Source organism: bacterium, assembly GCA_019695335.1.
Taxonomy (GTDB): domain Bacteria; phylum CLD3; class CLD3; order SB21; family SB21; genus JABWBZ01.
In genome coordinates this window covers 17164-39768 of record JAIBAF010000030.1, presented here as the reverse complement: position 1 = coordinate 39768, position 22605 = coordinate 17164, and the positions used below count along the sequence as shown (strand labels likewise).

Below are 22605 nucleotides of genomic sequence, written 5' to 3'. Positions count from 1 at the left end.
GTCCACAGGAATGAATAACCGTCGGAATAAGACGGTTATTTTTGTTTTCCTGAAGAGTTTGTGCTGACAACTTATTTTATTATAGTTTATACCCTACAGTTTTGAGGCATCCCTTCACTTATTGAAGTAGCTCAGAATCACATATTATTGTTTTTATTCCTGAATAAAATTGGTATGGAATTTATCTATGAAGATTTGTAAAAACTATAATCTTAAATAAAAATTATATGAAAAAAGCTAATTTATTAGTTTTGAGCTTTTTATGCTTAAGCTTTCTTTTCCTGTCTGTAGCTTGTGAAAATAATCAAAATGAGAAGTCCGATGGCAAAATTGCGATGAGTTTCTCTTTGTTGCCTGCAAAGGAACTTGGTATTACAGTTGATCGAGTGAATGTTCGCTTGGAAGGACCATTAAATAGTGAAACAGATTTGACTTTGTCAGACGATAATTCATCGGCGTCGGGAGAGGTGACCGGGTTGCCGGAGGGAAATTATACGGTTTTTCTGACTCTTTATGATGTTGATTCTGATACGGTCGGTTTCGGATCAAAAGAAGTGGAAATCAAAGCCGGAGAAATAACAGACGTAGAAATGGACATAACGTTATATCCAACAACCGGTGCGATCCGATTCCATATAACATGGAATACCGGCGGGCCAAAGTTACCGGCAGTGCCCTATGATTATATCAATGCTGCGGCTAACATGCCGACATATCTGAAAAATTATCTTGCGGCCAATCCAACGGTTGATAATACGCCGAATGACAACGCTGTTACGAATGACGGTGCAACGTTGGGCCGCGTTCTTTTTTATGATAAATCCATGTCGGCAAACAATACGATTTCGTGCGGCTCATGTCACCACCAGGATAAAGCATTTGTTGACGGGACAAACGTCTCAACCGGTTTTGAAGGAAGTCACACCCGTAGAAATTCGATGCCTTTGGCTAATGTACGTTATTTTAAAATGCAGACCATGTTTTGGGATATGCGTGCAGCTACACTGGAAGAGCAGGTGTTGCTCCCGATCACTGATCCGATTGAAATGGGAATGCCTTCCTTGGATGCGCTCACTGACAAGCTGAAAAATAAATTGTATTACCCTGCTTTATTTGAGAAGGCTTTTGGCACGCAGGATATTACAACGGATCGAATTTCAAAAGCACTGGCACAATTTCTTCGCTCCATTGTTTCTTTCAATTCAAAATACGATCAGGGATTGGACAACAATCTTGCGAATCTGACCGATCAGGAAAAAAATGGATTGTTGAGTTTTCAGCAATTGAATTGTGTAGAGTGTCATAGTGATTTATCGACTGTATTTCCGCGTAAAAATCCGACTTTATTTATTGTTGAAAATTCAGGTTTGAATACAGGATTCGGATCCAACAATGCGTTGGACGCAATCTATACGGACAATGGTATCGGCGAACGTACGAATGAAGCAAAAGACATGGGGACATTTAAAATGCCGTCTTTACGGAATGTAGAATTGACGGCGCCCTACATGCATGACGGGCGATTCAGCACATTGGAAGCGGTGCTTAACCATTATCAAACAGGCGCAAAAAATCATCCTAATCGCGGAATACAGATTCCCTCCGGAGGTTATGGCACTGTAACTCTGACGGAGCAGAAAAAAGCTGACATTATTGCGTATCTTAAAACTTTGACGGATCAATCATTGATTGTTGATCCAAAATATTCGGACCCTTTTAAATAAAATCTAATTAAACATCTTTTGATGTATCATCTACAGTTTGTTCCTGCCTTCCTATATATGCTCCCTTATCAATATTGGGTAATCTCTACACATCTAAAATTGACTACATATTGCCGTTGACAAATGGCTTGTCCATCGGTATAATCAGAAGATGGGTTTAATTGTTGCTATATATTCTAAACTCATCAAAAATTCATAAAAACATCATGATGCTTTCAGGTGTAAATGTAAGTGTAAACTTACATTATAAGCGATTGACACCATAACGTCAGCTTTTGGCGCATGAAAGGATCCACATGAAGATTTATTACTATTTCTTGGTCGCAGTATCAGTCGTATTGCTTACATTTTTTTTCTTTTTAAAATTAAAAAAAAATGAGACGGCAGTTCCAGCGGATATTGAAACCGTACTTTTTCAAAAACTTCAATCGATGGAGCCTGGAACAGAATTGTATCGCCAGACGTTCCGTTCGTGGCAAGCTTTGAGGATTAAGAAAGACATGGCGCATGTGCATGCAGAATCTCCCGGAGTTTTTGAAAATGCCTTGTCTGAAATCAAAGTGAATCGATCGGGTAAAACATATGCACCGAATTATAGAATAAAAGAATTAGAAAAAGCTTTTAGTGTCCAGAAAAAATCGCGTCATCTTTCAAAAGCTTCATCACTTCTTCCATGGACGGAACGCGGACCGGGTAATGTCAGTGGGCGTGTCCGAGATATTCTAGTTGATCCGGATAATCCGATGACGCATTGGTATATTGCCTCAGTCGGTGGCGGTATCTGGAAGACGACGGATGCCGGTGTAACATGGATCAATAAGACGCCTTTATTGACAACACTTTCGACCATGACCATTGGAATGGCGGAATCCGATCTCAATATCATGTACGCAGGAACAGGCATGGGGTATGGCCGATTGGCTGATCTTGCCGGGAGCGGTGTTTGGAAGTCAACCGACCGCGGCGAAAATTGGTTTCAATTAGCCAATACCGCCAACGGCGAAGTGCTGAAAGCTATCAATCGGCTCGTGATTGATCCGAATAATCCGAATACCGTCGTCTTGTGCAGCAATGATGATTATACATCGTTTGGCCCGAATGGCGGGCAAAGAATATCAGGCATTTTCAAAACGACTGATGGTGGCACTTCATGGTATCAGACATACGATCCGGATGTTGCATTAGGAGTGCAAACCGATAATCGTGTACAACAAATCGTTGCCAATCCGTTGAATTTTAATATTCTTTACGCGACCGTCAATGAAGTGGGGATTGTCAAATCGACCAATGCCGGCGAGTCCTGGTTTGTCTCAGCTAATAATTTTGCCGATCCGACCGATATCGGATTTGGCGATGGAACTTATCAAGGGATCAGTACCAGAACCGAGATGGCGATCGCACCAACCGATACGTCGAGGCTTTATGCGGCTGTTGAACGCCGACGAGGAACGTCCAAACTTTTTATGAGCACCAACTCGGGAACAACATGGCGCGAAGTTGTCGATACCGGAGCCGATCCCAACTGGTTTTCCAGCGGAGGAGCATCGGGTTCGACAGGTGCTTATTGCGCAGGCTGGTTTGATAATACAATTGTCGTTCATCCGTATGATGCCAATCAAGTGGTCGTCGGAGGCGTTGAGGTTTACCGAATCGTTGTCAATCCGGTCGCGGCTACGAGACAAACAATTCGCATTGCGAGCGTGGGGCAAGCCCATGCCGATCATCACGACCTTGTAACTATTCCAATTGATGCCGGAACCAACACCTATTGGATTTTAGATGCCAATGACGGTGGCATTGCTATTTCGACAAATGGCGGAACAAACTGGAATCAAATTACCGGGATGACAACGTCGCAATTTTATGGAGCGGACAAAAAGAAAGGAAGCTCTGAATATGTCGGAGGCATGCAGGATAACGGAACGTTTTATTCGCCGACCGATCCTGACGCCAATACGGCGTGGCGCCGCGCGCTTGGCGGGGATGGTGTTGAAGTTGCGTGGAATTATCGGGATTCAGCGTTATTACTCGGGGGTTCACAATATGGCGTCTATAGCCGATCAAGCGATGGCGGACTGACGTGGTACGCCATTCCGCAAGCAACGGCAGGAGCCAGCCCATTCGTCAGTAAAATCGCATCATCGAAATCTGATCCCGATCTAGTCTTTACCGTTGGCGCGGCTGGAATCAATCGTTCGGATGATTTTGGCGCTACGTGGAATCTGACGCCGATTACAGGCAATTGGATCGGATACCGTGCTTTCGATAATGTCGACATTTCAATTGCCGATCCGCAGGTAGTTTGGGCAACATCCCGATTGGATTTGGTTTCATTTATCGGACAGAAAGGCGGCGTTCACGTTTCCACAAACGGGGGAATCAGTTTCACAGAAATCTCATCTAATTTTCCATCGAATCTGACAGAGCCATCGGGATTCGGAACGCATCCGATCGATCGCAATACGGCCTATGCTTTATTCTCTGCAGCCGGTACGCCCAAAGTTATGCGCACGACTAACCTTGGACTCACGTGGCAGGATATTTCTCAATTTGATCAGAATGGAAATAGTCAAAACGGTTTTCCGGATGTGGCAACTTTTGCGCTGTTGGTTATGCCTTTTAATACGAATATTATTTGGGCCGGTACCGAAATCGGTTTATTTATTTCAAACGACGGCGGAACTTCGTGGACTTTGGCTGATAACGGGATACCTCATGTCGGAATTTTTCAGATGACAATCGTAGACGACGAAGTTGTGATGGCTACTTATGGAAGGGGAGTATGGACGGTAAAATTGCCCGAACTTGCCGGTTATACACCGCCCGTCGCAACGCTTTCACCCAGGTTCAAAACATTCGCGCAATTGCCGACGGGTAATGTATCGATTCAAATCAGTTTAAATTCTTCTTACGACTCGACGCTTGTGATATTAAAAGACCAGATATTAATGAAGCTTCCTGCTAACAACTCACCTTTGGATACAACCGTATTTTTTCCGGTTATAGCCGATGAAGTGCTTTCGGCTTCGATTCGATCCTATAAAGACGGCCAATCATTTTTGTCGCCTTCAAAAAATATCCAGGTCTATGCAGTAACCGCTCAAAATGCTTATGCCAATAATTTCAATTCACCTACGACAGATTTTGTTGGAAGTGGTTTTTCGGTCACAACGGTTTCGGGTTTTTCTAATGGCGCTATTCACTCGACGCATCCTTATTCCAATAGCACGCAGTATATCTATCAATTAAAAGTTCCCGTCATTGTCAGCGAAGGAAATTCCGTTCTGCAATACGACGACATTGCGTTAGTTGAGGAAGGATTGATTGGGACGGTTTGGACCGATCCGAATTTTTTTGATTACGTTGTTGTCGAAGGAACCAAAGACGGATTCAACTGGCTTCCGTTGGCCGATGGTTACGATGCGCGGTATAACACGTCATGGTCGAATGTATACAATTCAGGCTTATCGGGAATCAACAGCATTTCATCGGGCAATTCGTCAATGTATGTTCGCCATACGCTTAATTTGCTGAATACTTTCAGTCCGGGTGAAGCTATCTTTATTCGGTTTCGAATGCAGTCCGACGCGGCGGCATGGGCCTGGGGTTGGGCTATCGACAATATTAGCGTGAATGGCGATCACACACTCCCGGTTCTGACACTCGGCGCCTTAGCTTCACCGGTTGTCAATATGATTCGCTTTGGAGTTGGTGCAAATGAAGAATTAAGCAGTTCAACAGTAACTGTCAATTCACAAAATCTTACTATGAATAAATACGGTAAACTGTTTTTTGGAGATTACCTGATCAATAGCCCGGGCCAGATTTCAGTAGTAGCCAATGCTTTCGACATCAATCTCAATGCTGGCGCTCCTATTCAGCGCACTTATATGATTGCACCCGTTTCGAAAACATTAGTAATAGGAACTTATAGTATTGAATCGAATGGGCAGGGATTTATTATTGCCGGTTTGTCGGATGAAGGCCATACGCCGACAGGATGGACCCGATTAGGGCAAACGATCAATCTGGTATCTACAGGCTCCGTGCCGGAGCCATTAACGGTTTCGATGAGCATCGATCCTACTATTCAACTATCAAACGTATGCCTCTTTAAGTTGGAAAATAATGAGTGGCTTCCTCTTGCAACGCAGAGAAAAGAAGGTCGATTGTATACTCACACGTCGGGTGGCACTATTGCCGGTTTTTATAATTCTCAGTTTACACTGGTGCCATTGGAATTTGCTCTCCACAGTAATTACCCGAATCCTTTTAATCCTTCAACAACGATTGCGTATGATTTGCCAAAAGAAAGCAAAATTACACTCAAAGTATTCAACGCTTTGGGTCAGGAAGTGCGTACGTTGATCAATGAAATCCGCCCTCAAGGATTTCACAGCATTCAGTGGGATGGCCGTAATAATTCCGGGCAATCAGTGGCAAGCGGTTTGTACATATACCAAATACAAGCCGATAAGATTGTCAAATCAAAAAAAATGTTACTATTGAAATAAGTTAACAGCCTATGAAATGGATAACACGGGAACGTCCTAAAATCGATCGTATTGCATGTCCATGGCTCATCAAGCGTTTTGTAGATACGGATGCTGAATTTATTTATGTGCCATTCGATCAAATCGAATCGGCAGCCAAAGAATCGGGCGCCATTCCTTTCGATATTCCCAATGTTGAATATACGCATTACGGCGATCGTTGTACGTTTGACTACATTATCAGTAAACACCGTCTTGACGATCCGGCGCTGGCTGTCATGGCTCATATCGTAAGGGGAGCGGATACCGACCGTCATACTCTCGCGAGCCAAGCTTCAGGCTTGTGGGCCATTGCCGCCGGAATGTCGCACAATATTCAAGATGACTATGAATTACTCCGGCAGGGCATGACAATTTATGACGCTTTATACAGCTGGGCAAAATTCCTGCAAAATGAAACCCATACGCAAAATCCATTTGAAAATTTGCTGCTGGAAGTTTATCAGAAATTTTTGAATAAAAAATCAGGAAAGATTCCAGCATGGACGCTTGAATTAAAAAGCATTATCCAGGATCAGATTGACGCCGATTTGACTTTCAGCCTCAAAAATATTTCCCAGACCTTGAACGTTCATCCTTCTTACCTGTCGCGTGAATTTTCAAAATATTTTGATAACCTTTCTTTTGGAGAATACATTCGCAAGCTTCGCATTGAAAAAGCCATAACACTCCTCGGTAATCCGCAATACTCCCTCGCTGAAATTGCTTATCTGACGGGTTTCTCCGATCAAAGCCATTTTAATCGAATTTTCAAAAAACACACAGGCGAAAACCCTTCCGTATATAGAAAAAAACTTCCGAAAAAGTAAATCCTATACAAAAACGTCAACTCCATTCTATATTCCATTTTGCAGATTGGGTAAATTGCTTACGAATCATCGTCATTACCCAATTGAATTATTATGAAATGGATTACACGAGCACGCCCGAAAATTGATCGTATAGCATGTCCCTGGTTGATTCTCAATTTTGTAGACAAAAACGCTCAATTTCTTTTTGTTCCTTCTGCGGAAGTTTTTACTAAAGCGGCTGAACTGAAAGCCATTCCTTTTGATATTCCAGGAGCCGAATATTCGCACGAAGGGGAGTATTGCACTTTTGATTTTATTGTTAAAAAGCATTCTATTTCTGATCAGGCGGTTCGCCGGATGGCTTTAATTATACGTGGGGCCGACACGCACCATTTTGAATTGGCGCCGGAAGCCGCGGGGTTATGGGCCATGTCGGCCGGAATTTCTTACAACTTCAAAGACGATTATGAGCAGCTTGCGTTTGGTTTGAAAATCTATGACGCATTATACAGCTGGGCCAAACATGTTCCTGATGAAATACACAATTGGAATCCTCAATTATAAAAGACTATGTATACTTTGAAAGAATTATGCTTTTATTTTTTGAAACTTGGTACATGGGGTTTTGGCGGGCCGGTAGCCTTGATTGGATATATGCATCGGGATTTAGTTTTGAATTATAAATGGATTTCGGAAGATGATTACAGAGAAGGTCTTGCGCTTGCTCAACTCGCTCCCGGGCCGTTAGCCGCTCAATTGGCTATTTATATTGGTTATGTTCATTACAAAATAATGGGCGCAACTTTTACCGGGCTTGCATTTATTTTTCCTTCGTTTTGTATGGTGGTACTCATAGGCTGGGCGTATGTTGAGTTTCAAGGGCTTGTCTGGGTGCAGGTTCTTTTTTACGGAGTGAGTGCAGCGGTGATAGGCATCATATCACTGAGTTGTTACCGGTTAACCGTTAAAACCATCCGAACGGATATCGTCGCTTGGATTATTTTCACAGTTCTCGCAAGTGTAACGATCCTTCTGGAATCGGAAATCATTTGGCTCATTGTGGCCGGAGGTTTTTTGATGGTGTTAGCTAAATCGCGCCAACTTATAAATAATGGCAGCGGTCTTTTGTCGCTTTTGTTCTTACAACTTCCAGTTGTATTGACTGATTCAATATTTATTCAAATTGCGATTTTTTTTGGAACAGCCGGCGCTTTTGTTTTTGGAAGCGGATTGGCCATCGTACCTTTTTTATATGGCGGGCTCGTAACGGAAAGAGGATGGCTAACGGAACAACAATTTCTCGATGCTGTCGCGATTGCGATGATAACACCGGGTCCCGTAGTCATTACAGTCGGATTCATCGGCTATCTTATTGCTGGATTTCCGGGTGCATGTATTGCTGCCATTGCAACTTTTTTTCCGTGTTACATTTTCACGATCATTCCTGCGCCTTATTTTAAAAAGTACGGAAAAAAACAACTCATTAAAACGTTTGTTGAAGGCGTAACTGTCGCGGCGATAGGAGCCATTGCAGGCGCTGTCGTTGTAATAGCCAAAAAAACATTATCCGATTGGTTTACTGTTGCAATCGCGATTTCAACCGTTATTATTTTAGTCCGATTCTCCCGCATCAAGGAGCCGGTAGTTATTGCGATCATGGCCGTATGCGGATTAATTTTTAAAGGAATTTTATGAATTCTACGCAGACGCTAATACTGACACGATCAGATGTTGCATCCTTGATTGATGCTGAAGAATGTTTATCCGCGGTAGAAAATTCGTTTGCGTTGTTAGCCGAAGGAAAGGCATATCCACCCGGTATATTGGGACGTCACGTTTCAGGAGGAGGCTTTCATATCAAAGCAGGGATTTGGGAACATGATGTCCTGTATTTTATTGCTAAAATTAATGCCAATTTCCCATTTAACCGATCACGTACCGGACTTCCAACCATTCAAGGCGCGATTGTCGTGTCGAATGCTGAAGATGGACGTTTATTAGCCATAACGGATTCAACCGAAATAACGGTGTTGCGAACGGGAGCAGCGACAGCTCTTGCCGCCAAGCATCTTGCAAAAAAAAACGCAAAAACCCTGACCATATGTGGTTGTGGTAATCAGGGAAGAATTTCTCTCAAAATGTTAATGAATGTATTGCCCATAGAAAAAGTCTATGCTTACGATATCGACCATGCAGTAACCGATCATTTTGTTAAGCAAATGAGTATAGAATATCCTGTCACAATTCTCAAAGCCGATGATCTCGGTATGGCTGTTCGACAGAGTGATGTTTGCGTGACGTGTACAACGTCGACACGGGCTTTTTTGAAAAATGAATGGGTACAGCCCGGAGCTTTCATTGCTGCCGTTGGCGCTGACCATGAAGAAAAACAGGAAGTCGAACCCTTGTTAGTGGCTCGCAGCCGATTAGTAGTCGATGCATTGGAACAGTGTGCTACGATTGGTGAATTGCATCACACTTTGAATGCCGGGTTGATAAAAAAAGAGGAGGTACATGCAGAGCTTGGAGAAATTATCGTTGGAAAAAAAAGCGGGCGAACTTCTGACGATGAGATATTTATTTTTGATAGTACAGGAATTGCTTTGCAAGATGCAGCGACCGTTTCACTTGTGTATGAAAAAGCCCTGAAATATGAAAAAGGATTGCTAGTGGACTTGATGAAGTAGAGCTAATTGATTCTTGCCGTTTAAACAATACTTGCTTATTCTTAATTTAATCCCAGTTCATTCATATAGTAGGTTAAAAATATGTTGTATCGGAATGTCCAAAGTTTGTCGTATGCGCGTTTTTCCATTTGGTTAGTTTTATTTTTTGTGTATTCATGCGCATTGCCTAAATCCAATCTGACTATAGATCCGCTGCTACTGGATGTACGACAAGATCGGATCAAATCGCACATATCTTTTCTTGCTGATGATCGATTGATGGGGCGCTTTCCAGGAAAACCCGGATTTCATGAAGCCGCCGAATATGTTATCAATAACTATAAAGCTTTCGGGCTTTTGCCGGCCGGTGAAAACGGTACTTTCCTTCAGACCGTCAGGCTCCGAACCGGAATTATTGAAAAAAACGAATCTTCGTTAATTATAATGAGCGATACCAATAAAACGGTATTGACCGAGGGCGATGAATATGTTTTCATAGGTGATCTTAACAATTCGCAAAACTATGTTTCAGCTCCTGTTGTTTTTGTCGGATACGGCGTTGAAGCGCCGCATATGGGCTACGATGACTACAAAAATAAAAATGTTCGAAATAAAATTGTTGTAGCTACGATCGGAGTACCGGATTCTTTTCCTTCAACAGAGGCCGTCCATTTCAGTACGAATGCCACTAAATTTGAATCGGCAATAAAACATGGTGCTGTGGGCATGATTCTTACTTTACCCGGAAATAGCCTTGGAAGAATGATGCACAGATATCGTGATATTGGTAATGATGGTGTTGTCGCCGCTGATGGAAAAGCCTTTGGGAAAAATGTTTTTGGGAGCGGATTAAAATTTGCAGCAATTGTTAGCTGGGATGCTATGAAAAAAATATTTAATTCAGATCCTGAACAGTATTGGATTCGTTATGACAAGTCTGCACAAGGCGATTCTATCACTATCCAAATCTCAGCGAAAACAAAGACGTCATATACTGACATAACCAGTTACAACATAATAGGCAAGATGACAGGCCGGGATGATCATTTAAAAAACGAATACGTCATTTATACTTCGCATTTGGATCATCTGGGTGTCGGTCATCCCGTAGACGGCGATTCCATTTATAATGGGGCCCACGATAATGCGTCCGGAGTTGCATGTACGTTAGAGATTGCTCGTTTGTTTACTTCACTTATCCAAAAGCCGAACAGGAGCGTATTATTTTTAACTACTACCGGTGAAGAAATGGGACTATTGGGATCCGAATATTTTACAAGGTTTCCAACTGTAACAAAAGAAAACATCATTGCTGATATCAATATTGATATGCCTACTTTGATTGCACCCTTGTTGTCTATCGAGGCTTTAGGCGCTGAACATTCGAATCTGATGACGTATGCAAAAGGCGCTGCGACGCAACTTGGATTGGACATTATGCCGGATCATATGCCAGAACAGGCCCGGATCGTACGGAGCGATCAATACAACTTTTTGCGTCAGGGCATTCCAGCCATGCATATCAAATATGGATTGAAAACTCTCGATTCGACAAGAAACCTAGCCACTGAAATAAAAGATTTCATGAATCATACTTATCATACGCCTTCGGATGAACTCAATGAATCGTTTGATTTTACCGCCGCTGAAACGTTCGTGAAGATTAATTTTATGATCGGTTATTCGCTTACTCAAACCAGGGTAAGGCCTTTTATCAATAAAGGCGATGTGTTTGAAAATGAAAATAAAGCGAAATGATCGCTATTTGGAAACTAGCGTTTTAGGAGCTATCAGGCTACCATAGCTTTATTTAATTTTCCACCGGATGTAAAACGCATCCGGATTTCTTCAATTTCCGGCAGGATCGTTTTAAATGCTTCGACTAATTTTGGATCAAAGTGCGTGGTGCTGTTACGCTCGATTTCAAGCATTGCTTCGTCGATGGACCATGCTTTTTTGTAAGGACGTTCAGAGGTGAGCGCATCGAAAACATCGCTGATCGCGCAAATACGGGCTGAGAGAGGAATTTGGTCGCCTTTCAATGCGCGAGGATACCCAGTGCCGTCAAATTTTTCATGGTGACATAAAGCGATTTCAGAAGCCATTTGAAGTAAACGTGACTGGCTGTTCTGCATAATTTCATATCCGGTCAGAGTGTGTAGCTTCATGTGCGCATATTCATATTCATCCAGTTTTTCATTTTTGTACAAAATTTCATCCGGAATACCTACCTTCCCGATATCGTGCATCGGCGCCGCCATCAGGATCAGATCTTGTTCTTCTTCCGAAAGCCCGAGCTTTTTTGATAACGCTTTACTGTAGTAGGCGACCCGCATGACGTGCGTGCCCGTTTCAGGACTACGGTATTCGGCTGCTTTGGAAAGGCGCAGAATAACTTCGCGTTCACGGGCGATAATTTCCTGCGTGGCTTTTTTGACTTCGTCAGCGAGCCAGGAAGCGCGATCCGCCAGTGCTTTTTGATTTTGACGAATGGTGAGCATGTTGCGTGTACGAGCGATGAGCTCTGCTTTGTCAATCGGCTTGTTGAGAAAATCATTGGCGCCGAGTTCCAGTGCCCGATATCGGATCTTTTTATCTTCCGTAGCTGTAACCATGATAACCGGTGTTTCGGAGTGTCCTTTGATGCTTCGAAACTGTTGAATCAACTCCAATCCATTCATATCGGGCATTTGGTAATCAGTGATCAAAAGATCAGGCGAGTGGCGCGTTGCCCAATCCAATGCCTCGATAGACGAAGTGAAACACTGAGTTTCGCACTGCAGTACTTTTGTGAGCAGATTGTCAAACACCATCACGTTAATTGGGTTGTCGTCAACAATAAGTATTTTCATGGTTTCCTCGCGTTAGGCCATTTCGAATTCTGGTTCGCCGGTTAGCCGTTCAAGTTCGAATTTTGTTTCTTCGTACGTATGATCGAGATCGTGCAGCAGTACATCGATCTCTTTCGGGCTTTGAGAGGCTTGAACGTTTTCAATGGTTTTGCATAAATGCCCGATCCGGGAGGCCCCGATATTAAAACTGACGCCTTTGAGCGTATGAGCGTGCTTTTTCATGGCATCAGTTTGCCCGAGGCGAGCGTGATCGCGGATGGTCCGGATCATCGATGGCGCTTGCTCAAAATAGATAGCGATCAACTCTTTCAGAAAATCGTCTCCGATTTCCAATTCACTAATGGCATCACGGTCAACGACCGGATAATTTTGGCGCTGCATATATTCTTGATGTTGCAACATAGTAGTACCCCATTCTTTTAATTTAGATTGAATCTGTTTTGGTATGATCGGTTTGGTAATATAGTCATCCATTCCTGCTTCAAGACAGCGTTCACGATCGCCCTGCATGGCATTAGCTGTCATGGCAATAATGATCGGCCGTTGGTGAGGGGAATAAGTCCGGATGATTTTCCTTGTTGCTTCCAGTCCGTCCATTTCGGGCATTTGTACATCCATGAACACGATGTCAAACGATTTAGTTTTCAATGCGTCCAGTACTTCCAATCCGTTAACGGCTATATCAATGGCGTAGCTCATTTTTTCAAATACGCGTACGGCTAATTTCTGGTTGATCACATTATCTTCGGCGAGAAGGATCCGCAATGGTAAACTTTTGGATAACTCTCTGTCGAGCGTCAAATCGGTTTTCGAATACAAGGTGTCCGGCTGGTCGCTGGATAACGTCTGAACGATTGTATCCCACAAAACGGATTGTTTGACAGGTTTACTGATAATTGCCGAAAAGATGTTTTTTGAAGAAGCAATGCGTTTGTCGTTATGACCGAGAGAACTTAACATGATCAAAGGAAGCACACGTTTATTGCGCCATTTACGAATTTCCATACCAAGAGTGATACCGTCCATATCGGGCATCTGCATATCGATAATGCCAAGATCAAACGGAGCTTGATCTTGGATCAATTGAAGCGCTTCCAGAGGGGTAGCGACGATATGAGGGATCATTTTCCACATCTCACATTGCACCTTTAAAATTTTTCTGTTCGTCTCATTATCGTCGACAATCAAAACTCGTTTACCTTCGATTTCCGGAAGCATAAGGTGTTTGGGAGCAGGTTCAGTGGAAATTGGGACGGTGATTGTAAAATGAAAAGACGTTCCTTGATCCAAAACGCTTCGAACCCAAATTTTACCGTTCATCAAAGCGACCAATTTCGTTGCAATGGCCAGACCCAGCCCGGTACCGCCGTATTTTCGCGTGGTTGACGAATCGGCTTGAGAAAACGGTTTGAACATTTCGGAGATTTTGTTTTCCGGAATGCCAATTCCGGTATCACGCACTTCAAATTCCAGACAAGCTTTGCCGTCACATATTTCCGGTGAATGGACTCTTAAAAAGACTTCACCGCTCTCGGTAAATTTAATAGCATTATTGAGCAAATTGACCAAAACTTGCCGCAAACGAGTGCTATCGCCGGCGATATATGGAGGCACTGATTCATCCAATTGATAAAGAAGATCCAGTTTTTTCTCCGAAGATTTCGGCGCCAGCAAATCAAGCGTTTCTTCAATGCAGGCGCGAAGATCGAAAGAATGTTCTTCCAATTCAAGTTTTCCCGATTCGATTTTGGAATAATCCAGGATGTCATTGATGATCGTCAGTAAAGTTTCACCGCTGATGCGGATGAGTTCGACGTATTCCCGCTGTTCTTTCGTCAGTAAGGTTTCGAGTAGTAAGCCGGTCATGCCGATTACGCCATTCATCGGTGTTCGGATTTCGTGGCTCATGACGGCCAAAAAATCGGATTTGGCGTGATCGGCGACTTCAGCTTTTTCTTTAGCATAAAGAAGTTCTTGTTCGATTTTTTTACGTGCAGTGATGTCCTGAGCAGTGCCGGATACCCACGCAGCCTTTCCATTTTCAGAAATGGCCACCTCGCCATGACCGTGGATGTACTTGACATTGCCGGAGGGGAGATCGATGCGGTAATCGGTATCGAACGGAGTGCCATGCGACAACGAATAATCGATTGCTTTTCCGACGCGTTCACGGTCATCCGGAGGCATCAAAGACAATATGCGGTTTACGGAAAGCGGTTTATCATCGGTGACTTCGAAAATACGAAACATTTCATCGGACCAAACCAGGGTTTTCGCAAGCATATTCCATTCCCAGCTTCCGACGTGTGTAAGCTGCTGTGCCTGTGAAAGGCCGGCTTTGTTGCGCTCCAATTGGTTCTGAATATTTTTCAAATAGGTAATATCACGAATGATACCGACGAGGAATTTTTGGCCAATGATGTCTTTGAAAATTGCTTTACGGGTTGAAAGATACCGAACCTGCCCTTCCGGATTCGTAAGCTGTTCTTCGTTATCAACTGTTTTTCCAGATTTAAAAACATGATCGTCCATAGTCCAGAATACGTCTGCTTCGTTTTTCGCAACAAAGTCATAGTCGGATTTTCCGATCAATCCTTCTCGGCTTTGTCCAATAAACTGGCAAAATGCGTCATTGACCATGATGAAATTATGTTGTTCATCTTTGACGAATATAGGATCGGCGACTGTGTGAAGAATACGGTCGAGGAAATTGCGCGTATTCTGGAGCGTTTGTTCATTTTGAATTCGTTCAGTGACATCGTGGGAATTGATTACGATGTAACTATCGCTGCCGGAATGTACAAGTTTCCCGCTGCCTTCCAGATAAATCCACATTCCGTTTTTATGCTGGTATCGCAAGATTTGCCGATGAATATTGGCCGGATTTGAAATAATTTTCTGAATGGTTTCCATTGCTTGAACCTGATCCAGCGAGTGGACACGGGTACAGACGTTGGTATCATTCAGTTCTTCAGGGCTGAATCCGAGCAGTCGTGTTACCGAAGGGCTGTTATAGCGAATCGTTCCGTCCAGGTTGATGACGGTGATCAGATCTTGTGCGTTTTCGATGAGGGAGCGAAAATACATTTCGCTTTCGCACAGCGACTCGGCCATACGTTTTTGTTCAGTGATATCTTCAACCTGCGCAACATAATAAAACGGTTTATTATCACGGTCGAGCACCAATGTCACGCTAAGTCTTCCCCAAACGATGGTGCCGTTTCGATGAAGATACCGTTTCTCCATTTGATAAGAATCGATTTGCTGATTGGTCAACGCGTCGAGGTTTGCCAGGTCATTCAAAAGATCATCGGGATGTGTGATGTCAGCAATGGTCTTGGATAAAAGTTCTTCCTCGGAATAGCCCAATGTCCGGCACAAGGCTTCATTAACTTGTACGCAACGACCTTCCAGATTGACCAAAGCCATACCTATGGAAGCATGCGTGAATGAATTGCGGAACCTTGCTTCGATTTCGCGTAATTTTTCTTCCGAATTTTTCCTGTCAGTCAGATCAATGGCATTGATGACGATATAGGCCGATTCGTTTTTTTCCTGGATGAAAGCTATGCTGCCGTTGAAATAACGCCAGGATCCGTTTTTATGCTGAACATGGATTTCAATATTTCTTACAGCTTCATGATTAATCGCTAGATTTTGAAGGATCGTTTTGGTGCGGCATTGATCGTCGGGTTTGAAAAGATCGAAAACAGGACGGCCGATAAGTTCTTTGGACTCGTAACCGAGAGAACCCTTGACGGACGGGCTAACGTATTGTATAAAACCTTCGACGTCGATCACGGCAATCATATCAACCGAATGTTCGATCAGTGACCGAAAATACTGTTCGCTGCGAACGAGTTTATCCTGCAAATTTTTGCGATCCGTAATATCTTCTTTGACTGCAACAAAATGGGTAATTTCACCTTTATTGTTCGTAATCGGCGAGATGGATGCCGATTCCCAATATAGTTCGCCGTTTTTTTTCTTATTATGAAATTCGCCCCGCCATTCTTGACCCGAAAGAACAGTTTTCCACAGTGCTGAATATTCTGCTTGCGGCGTCTCACCGGATTTGAGGAATCGCGGATTTTTGCCTATGACTTCATCCAGAGTGTATCCCGTAACACGCGTGAATTTAGGATTGACGTATTCGATCCGTCCTTGTACATCGGTAATGACTACGGAAGCTGGATTTTGATCAACGGCACAAGAGAGTTGGCTTAGTTTAGTTTCAATGGCTTTACGTTCAAGGATATCTCGGTAAATTGCATAAACACCTGTTTGATTTTCACCGTCAAGTTTAATCGGCGATGCGAGGATATTAACCGGGATCAATTGACCGTTTTTGTGTTTACGGACGGCATCGATGTCGATAAATTCCCCGCTGAGTATTTTACGAGTGAGTTCATATCCTTCCCAAATGGTTGCATCCGGTGTGATAAGTTCGTCGATGACTTTATAGGCGCTTTCGTCCGAGGTATAACCGAAAAGTTTTCCGAATGCTCGGTTTGTTCGAAGAATACGGTCTTCATTATCAAGAATCGCAATGGCCTCCGGGGCATTTTCAAAAAGATATTCGAAATAAGCAGTTCCTAATGCATGTGATTTTGTGTCTATCATAAAATCCAACGTTAAAAAATTAATCGGCAGAAGGCAATACACTGAACAATCCAAAGACATGCCAAAAAATCAATTTTCTAAACATCGAAAATTCAATGCTTAGAGATTTATCGGTAATTTGTAACCATGTATAAAAACCATATTTATGGAAAATATACCCAAAGAAATTTTTTATGGAATTTTATTGGTTTTCGAGTCTTACTAATGAAATTCCAAATTTTGTTTTTCAAATTTGTGTTGAAATTTATGACTGGGGGAATTGCATGAATTTCAAACTGATATCTGTAGCATTAGTCGGTCGTCAATGGCAATGGGTGCAATTGCTGTTGTTGCTAGCTATGGCAACGGGTGCCATTGCACAGCAAACAATACCTGATTTTCGTGCCGGTCAATCGTTTATTCACATAGACACTTTCCAAGACGACTCCATCCTGGTTAGTCAAACAGTGAACGGCGAATATCCTGAAAAGCGTTGGTATAAATTTTTTAAGAATCAGTTAAACGATAACGACGATTCGCTGCTTTTTGGCTCTATCGCTTCTAATCAAGTCATCGAAAATTTGTTTATTGAATCGCTCAATCTTGAGCGCATTGAACGAATCAATGCCGTGCGTGGTCGATCGAATCTTGCCATTCCATTGCGCATGAAGAATTGCATTGTGTACAATACGGTTGTCCAACGGCGTGAACCCAATCAAAAATATGAACGGCAATTCAGCAAATCTTTAGTGATCGAACATTGTGTTTTTCGTACCGGATTCGACTTGTCTGACGGAATTTTTATTGATTCGGTTTATATCGAGAATTCCCATTTTAACGGGATTGATTTTTCAAGAAGTACTTTCTGGAAACCCGTTACTCTATATCACTCAAGCGTATCGAATCAGTTGAACTGTCATAAAGTATTATTTAAGAGAAGCCGTTCGGACGCCTCGGTTCAATCGTATTTTGCACTGGCTCAAAATCATCTCAAAGATGTGGAGATGGATGATGCTATTTTCAACGTTCCGGTTTTTTTCAGCGGAACTTTTTTTGACAGTAAGTTTTCGGTTTATCATGCGCAATTCCTCCAAGGCGCTGATTTGAGCGGGGTAGATCTTGACAGTAAGATGAGCCTGAACGGAGCAACTTTTAAAAAATTTACCAATTTAACGAATATAGCTTTTCATGAAAGCGTAGCCGATCGTGGCCGTGCACTGACTGACGGTTTGCTGCTGCTTGAAAATACGGATTTGGCAGACAGCATCGGCGTCGATGAGAATATCATCAAATACGGTTTAAATCTCGTAGCGCTAAAACAAGTATGGTTTGATCTCAGCGCTTTTAATTTTAATGAAGCCGAACGTCTTCTTGCGTCGCTGATTCAAAACGTCAATGCCAATTCCAACGCATCCGAAGAACTTCGTAACGATGTTCTGGCGCGATTAAAATACCAGGTGATCCAATTGCAGCGCGTCAATCCTGAAACGTCGTCCTGGGATAGAGCCGTCCTCGGTATTTTGGAAATCATCGTGCGTAATGGCTACGAAGGAGGAGGACAATTTTTTCTTTCATCGCTTTTGATTGTCGTATTTTTTTCGCTGATCTATCAAAGCCGGTACATGACCGATGTGACGTTCATGGTGAAAGGCGAATACGCAAAAAACGAACAGCAAGAGCCGAAGTCCGGGCTTTTAAAGAAAGTCGGCGGGCTTTTTCTGACACGGTTACTGGATTTTTTTCAGGCTATGTGGTTTAGCGTTTACATTTTTCTTTCACCCAAATTTCCATCAGAAATTTTTCAGAGGTCATCGATTTTTCAGCTGATCGCAACCGTGGAATGGATGTTCGGTATCTGTATGATGATCGTCTATTTTGTCTATATCGCCAGTAACTATGCTTTTATAAGAAGCTTGCTCGGTATTTAACCTTACCTTAACCAAGATAATGGGGGAGTTATGAGAGGCGTGAACGACATTCAAAGCCTGATTCTGTCACATCATTCCGATCCAAGTTTTTGCGTACAAAAGCTGGCCTCAATGGCCGGAATGAGCACATCGTATCTCAGAGAATGTATCCACCGTACTTATCAGGTTTCTCCGCATGAACTCATTGAAGTGTGCCGGTTGGAACAAGCTATCCGATTATTGAAAACGTCCTATCTTCCTGTCGAAGTGGTGGCCACGAAGGCCGGATTTTGGAGTACTAAAACATTCCGTCGCGCGTTACGCCGGAAATTCGGTTGCCGGCCATCCGATTACCGTCAGAATCCGGATCCGGCAAAACCACAATGATAAATCTTTCACGTCGAAAATGACCGGCGATTCTGTCCCTTGCGCAAGCCTGTTTTTGCGCTTATCTTTATAGTATTATCCTTCCTTAGCATTATGATTGCGATTTAGTTAAGACTACGATTTAGGCTCTATCGCACTGCCGTTCAAAATCTCTATTTTTAAATAAATTTAAAACCGACGGGGGCAAGCAATGTTTACTCCGGAAGAACGTCGCTTGAGCGTTTATCTTCGCACGCTTTCGATACTATTTTTTCTCGCCATTTTTGGCTATCTCCTTCCGGCTCTCACGGGGCCGCTTCAGGATTTTTATGTTAATCTTCCATTCGTGACTAATTCGGTCGTAAAAATCGGCACGTTGTGGTTGCTGGCATGGATTGCTTCAGTCAATGTGCGTGAACATCGTACGCTCATCGTGATTGTCGTTTGGGGACACGTGATTTCAATTGCCGCGATGGGCTTTGTGCTGGCCTTTGGTAAAACTGATTACGATGTAAACGTTGGGACAATCACCATGCCGATTGCCAATATGCTCTGGGGCGCGATAGTGATGGATGGAGTGATCCTGATTGCATTGATATATTTTTTCTTTGCCGCGGAAAAAGCCCGCTTTCAGCTTGTTTACTTTTCACCCACAGAGTTTCGGACATTAGTCGCACTAGCCGAAGTCGTTATTCAGGGAACCAACGAAATTCTGTCGCCTGAAGATGTTGCGCGTAATGTTGACCGTTATTTAGGCGCGTTCAAGGCACGTTCGAAATGGATCATGAAACTGGTTCTGACCGGCATGAATGCTTACCCGATGCTTACGTTCCGGCCGCCTCTGCCTTATATTGAAGCCGGCGAACGTCTGAAATTTTTAAAAAAACGATTTTACGACGATAGTTCATCTAAACTGATTCCTCCGTTTTGGCGCATGATTACCCAGGGGATGATTCGGATGAGCAAACAATTGTGTTATCTTGGATATTACAATGACCCTCGTACGTTTGAATCGGTAGGTTATAAGCCCTTCACTCAGCGGCCGGATTTCAAAACTAAATTAGCGGTCAGCCCGCCTCCACCCCGGAAAACTCTGACCGTAAAAAATGCTTCAGAAATTGACAGCGATCATATCATCGGTGATTTTGTGATTGTGGGCTCAGGAGCAGCCGCATCCATTTTAGCGTACGAATTAGTGAGAGCAGGCAAGGATGTGCTCATGGTCGAGCGGGGTAATCATGTCGAGCCTGATCGTTTTTCTGAAGACGAGATGGAAATGATTTCAAAACTCTATGCGGATGGTGCGTTACAATTAAGTCGTGATTTCCGATTCCAGGTATTACAAGGAAGCTGTGTTGGCGGGACGACCGTAGTGAATAATGCCGTCTGTTTCGATTTGCCTAAACGTGTTTTTGATCGCTGGAATGATCAACGCGGTCTGTCTGCCGGATTGGATGAAAAGCGTTTGTATGAAAGTTTTGCATGGGTAAGGAAATTTCTGAAAATCTCACCTCAACCGAATAACGTTCCGTATAGAAATCTGAGCGCCGGAGGCGATCTGTTTTATGAAGGTTGTAAGAAGTTAGGATTAGACGTACATCCGAGCGCTTGCGGCGTGGTTGATGCCAATATTACCGGTTGTCTCGGATGCGGTTATTGCAATATCGGATGCCGCTACGGGAAAAAGATGTCAATGCTGGATGCGGTGCTGCCTGAAGCGCAGAAAATTCCTAATGCCGGACAGCTTCGAATTGTCGCAGGATGTGAAGTTGAAAAAATCCATGGCGGGAAAAAGATTTCTCATCTGATAGGCCGTTTCCACAATGGGCGTGCGATTAAAATAGCCGGAAATACGTTTGTCGTGAGCGCCGGCGCAGTTTCTTCAAGCCTTCTTTTGATGAAATCGGGCGTCGCGGCGGGGAGAGCAGGGAAACGATTGTCATTTAATATGGGTTCTCCTATCACGGCTTCATTTGAAAAAATCGTCAATGCGTACGACGGTTTGCAAATCACGCATTATCTCAAACGTTCGGAAGATGATGGGTTCGTGCTCGAGACATGGTTTAATCCGCCAACCGCACAAGCGATCAACATGCCAGGTTGGTTTGAAGATCATTTTAACAACATGCTGCGATTTAACAAACTGGCAAGTATCGGCGTTCTGGTCGGCACCGAATCGAATGCGGAAGTTCGGTTAGCGGGTTTGACGGGACGTGAGATCAAATATATTCCGACCAAAAGCGATTTTGAAAAGCTGTTGAATGGCCTGATCCTAGCCGGCGATATTTTTCTGGCCGCCGGCGCTAAAAGTATCATGCCCAATTCATTTAAGTTCTATGAATTTTTCAATGAAAATGAGTTACGAACGCTTCCTGAAAAAATAAAAAATAACAGCCAGATCGGACTTGGAACGGGGCATCCTCAAGGCGGTAACATCATGAGCTTACAAAAAGAATTTGGTGTTGTCGACAATCGATTCAAAGTATATGGATATGACAATTTATTTATCTGTGACGCCAGTGTATTTCCATCCAGTATCGGCGTCAATCCGCAATTGACAGTCATGGCTTTGGCGCATTATGCCGCTCCGCATATTTTAGGAATGTTATAAAGGAAAATATTATGGAATTTCTTGGAAAAAATAACTCATGGATCGATTATGTTTTAGTACTCGTGATCTATGGCTGCTTATTTGTAGTCATTCGTCAGTCGTCGTCCGTCATCGAATTAAATTTCAGGCGACGATTTTGGTTTTTGTATTTCGGATGGGCGGTAAGCGTATTTATTGCGAACTACCTGCTTTATCTCGGCGGTTTCATGAGTTTCCTTCCGTGGCTTAATAATGCGTTTCACACATTTATCTGGATTGGATTTTGCCTCGGATTTGTTTATGCAGGCAGTCACTCCAAACCATTCTGGGAGCAATTCATTCTCTTCGCATTTTTTAGCTTTATCGTGAAATGGACCGAGAGAGAAATTCTCGGTACATGGGAACATGATCACTTTTTTTTTATCGACGGTAATATGGCGTATATCGTCGGCTGGAGTTTATTGGACGGCCTCTATCCGGTTATTTCGAAAACGGGGATCACTATCGCTTCACGCTTTATGCCCGGCTTAAAGATCGGATAGACTTCAAACAAT

General features: G+C 43.2%; 13 protein-coding genes. 11 read left to right on the top strand and 2 right to left on the bottom strand.

Annotated features, from left to right (window positions below; all coding sequences use genetic code 11):
- Positions 1 to 335: 335 nt before the first annotated feature.
- From K1X84_09425 to K1X84_09395, 7 genes are all read left to right on the top strand, one after another.
- Positions 336 to 1724: a cytochrome-c peroxidase gene (locus K1X84_09425; protein MBX7151846.1), complete on the top strand. Its 1389-nt coding sequence runs from the start codon at positions 336 to 338 to the stop codon at positions 1722 to 1724.
- A gap of 296 nt (positions 1725 to 2020) precedes the next feature.
- Positions 2021 to 6238, top strand: coding sequence for a T9SS type A sorting domain-containing protein (locus K1X84_09420; protein ID MBX7151845.1), 4218 nt, complete (start codon positions 2021 to 2023; stop codon positions 6236 to 6238).
- A gap of 11 nt (positions 6239 to 6249) precedes the next feature.
- Positions 6250 to 7086 carry a chromate resistance protein gene (locus K1X84_09415; protein ID MBX7151844.1) on the top strand — a complete coding sequence of 279 codons (837 nt, stop codon included), beginning with the start codon at positions 6250 to 6252 and terminating at the stop codon, positions 7084 to 7086.
- A gap of 93 nt (positions 7087 to 7179) precedes the next feature.
- Positions 7180 to 7632, top strand: a complete 453-nt coding sequence (locus tag K1X84_09410) for a chromate resistance protein (protein ID MBX7151843.1) — start codon at positions 7180 to 7182, stop codon at positions 7630 to 7632.
- Between the two features lie 6 nt (positions 7633 to 7638).
- The gene (locus tag K1X84_09405; GenBank protein ID MBX7151842.1) at positions 7639 to 8763 is read left to right on the top strand and encodes a chromate transporter; all 1125 of its coding nucleotides are present in this window, start codon (positions 7639 to 7641) and stop codon (positions 8761 to 8763) included.
- Positions 8760 to 9755, top strand: a complete 996-nt coding sequence (locus K1X84_09400) for an ornithine cyclodeaminase family protein (protein MBX7151841.1) — start codon at positions 8760 to 8762, stop codon at positions 9753 to 9755. The genes K1X84_09405 and K1X84_09400 overlap by 4 nt, the downstream gene beginning before the upstream one ends.
- Before the next feature lie 81 nt (positions 9756 to 9836).
- On the top strand, positions 9837 to 11492 hold the full coding sequence (locus tag K1X84_09395; GenBank protein ID MBX7151840.1) for a M28 family peptidase: 1656 nt from the start codon (positions 9837 to 9839) through the stop codon (positions 11490 to 11492).
- 32 nt (positions 11493 to 11524) lie between these two features.
- On the opposite strand, the gene K1X84_09390 is transcribed toward K1X84_09395, so the two are convergent.
- Both K1X84_09390 and K1X84_09385 read right to left on the bottom strand, forming a co-directional pair.
- Complete coding sequence (locus tag K1X84_09390) at positions 11525 to 12586, bottom strand: response regulator (GenBank protein MBX7151839.1); 1062 nt, start codon at positions 12584 to 12586, stop codon at positions 11525 to 11527.
- A gap of 12 nt (positions 12587 to 12598) precedes the next feature.
- Complete coding sequence (locus K1X84_09385) at positions 12599 to 17209, bottom strand: PAS domain S-box protein (protein ID MBX7151838.1); 4611 nt, start codon at positions 17207 to 17209, stop codon at positions 12599 to 12601.
- A 263-nt stretch (positions 17210 to 17472) separates the two neighbouring features.
- On the opposite strand from K1X84_09385, the gene K1X84_09380 reads away from it, so the two are divergent.
- The 4 genes from K1X84_09380 to K1X84_09365 all read left to right on the top strand — a co-directional run bounded on the left by K1X84_09380 (position 17473) and on the right by K1X84_09365 (position 22593).
- Positions 17473 to 19116 carry a hypothetical protein gene (locus tag K1X84_09380; protein ID MBX7151837.1) on the top strand — a complete coding sequence of 548 codons (1644 nt, stop codon included), beginning with the start codon at positions 17473 to 17475 and terminating at the stop codon, positions 19114 to 19116.
- Positions 19117 to 19146: 30 nt separating this feature from the next.
- Positions 19147 to 19482 (top strand): helix-turn-helix domain-containing protein, encoded by a 336-nt coding sequence (locus K1X84_09375; protein ID MBX7151836.1) that lies wholly within the window; start codon positions 19147 to 19149, stop codon positions 19480 to 19482.
- A gap of 190 nt (positions 19483 to 19672) precedes the next feature.
- Positions 19673 to 22072: a GMC family oxidoreductase gene (locus K1X84_09370; GenBank protein MBX7151835.1), complete on the top strand. Its 2400-nt coding sequence runs from the start codon at positions 19673 to 19675 to the stop codon at positions 22070 to 22072.
- A gap of 11 nt (positions 22073 to 22083) precedes the next feature.
- The gene (locus tag K1X84_09365) at positions 22084 to 22593 is read left to right on the top strand and encodes a hypothetical protein (GenBank protein MBX7151834.1); all 510 of its coding nucleotides are present in this window, start codon (positions 22084 to 22086) and stop codon (positions 22591 to 22593) included.
- Positions 22594 to 22605: the final 12 nt, after the last annotated feature.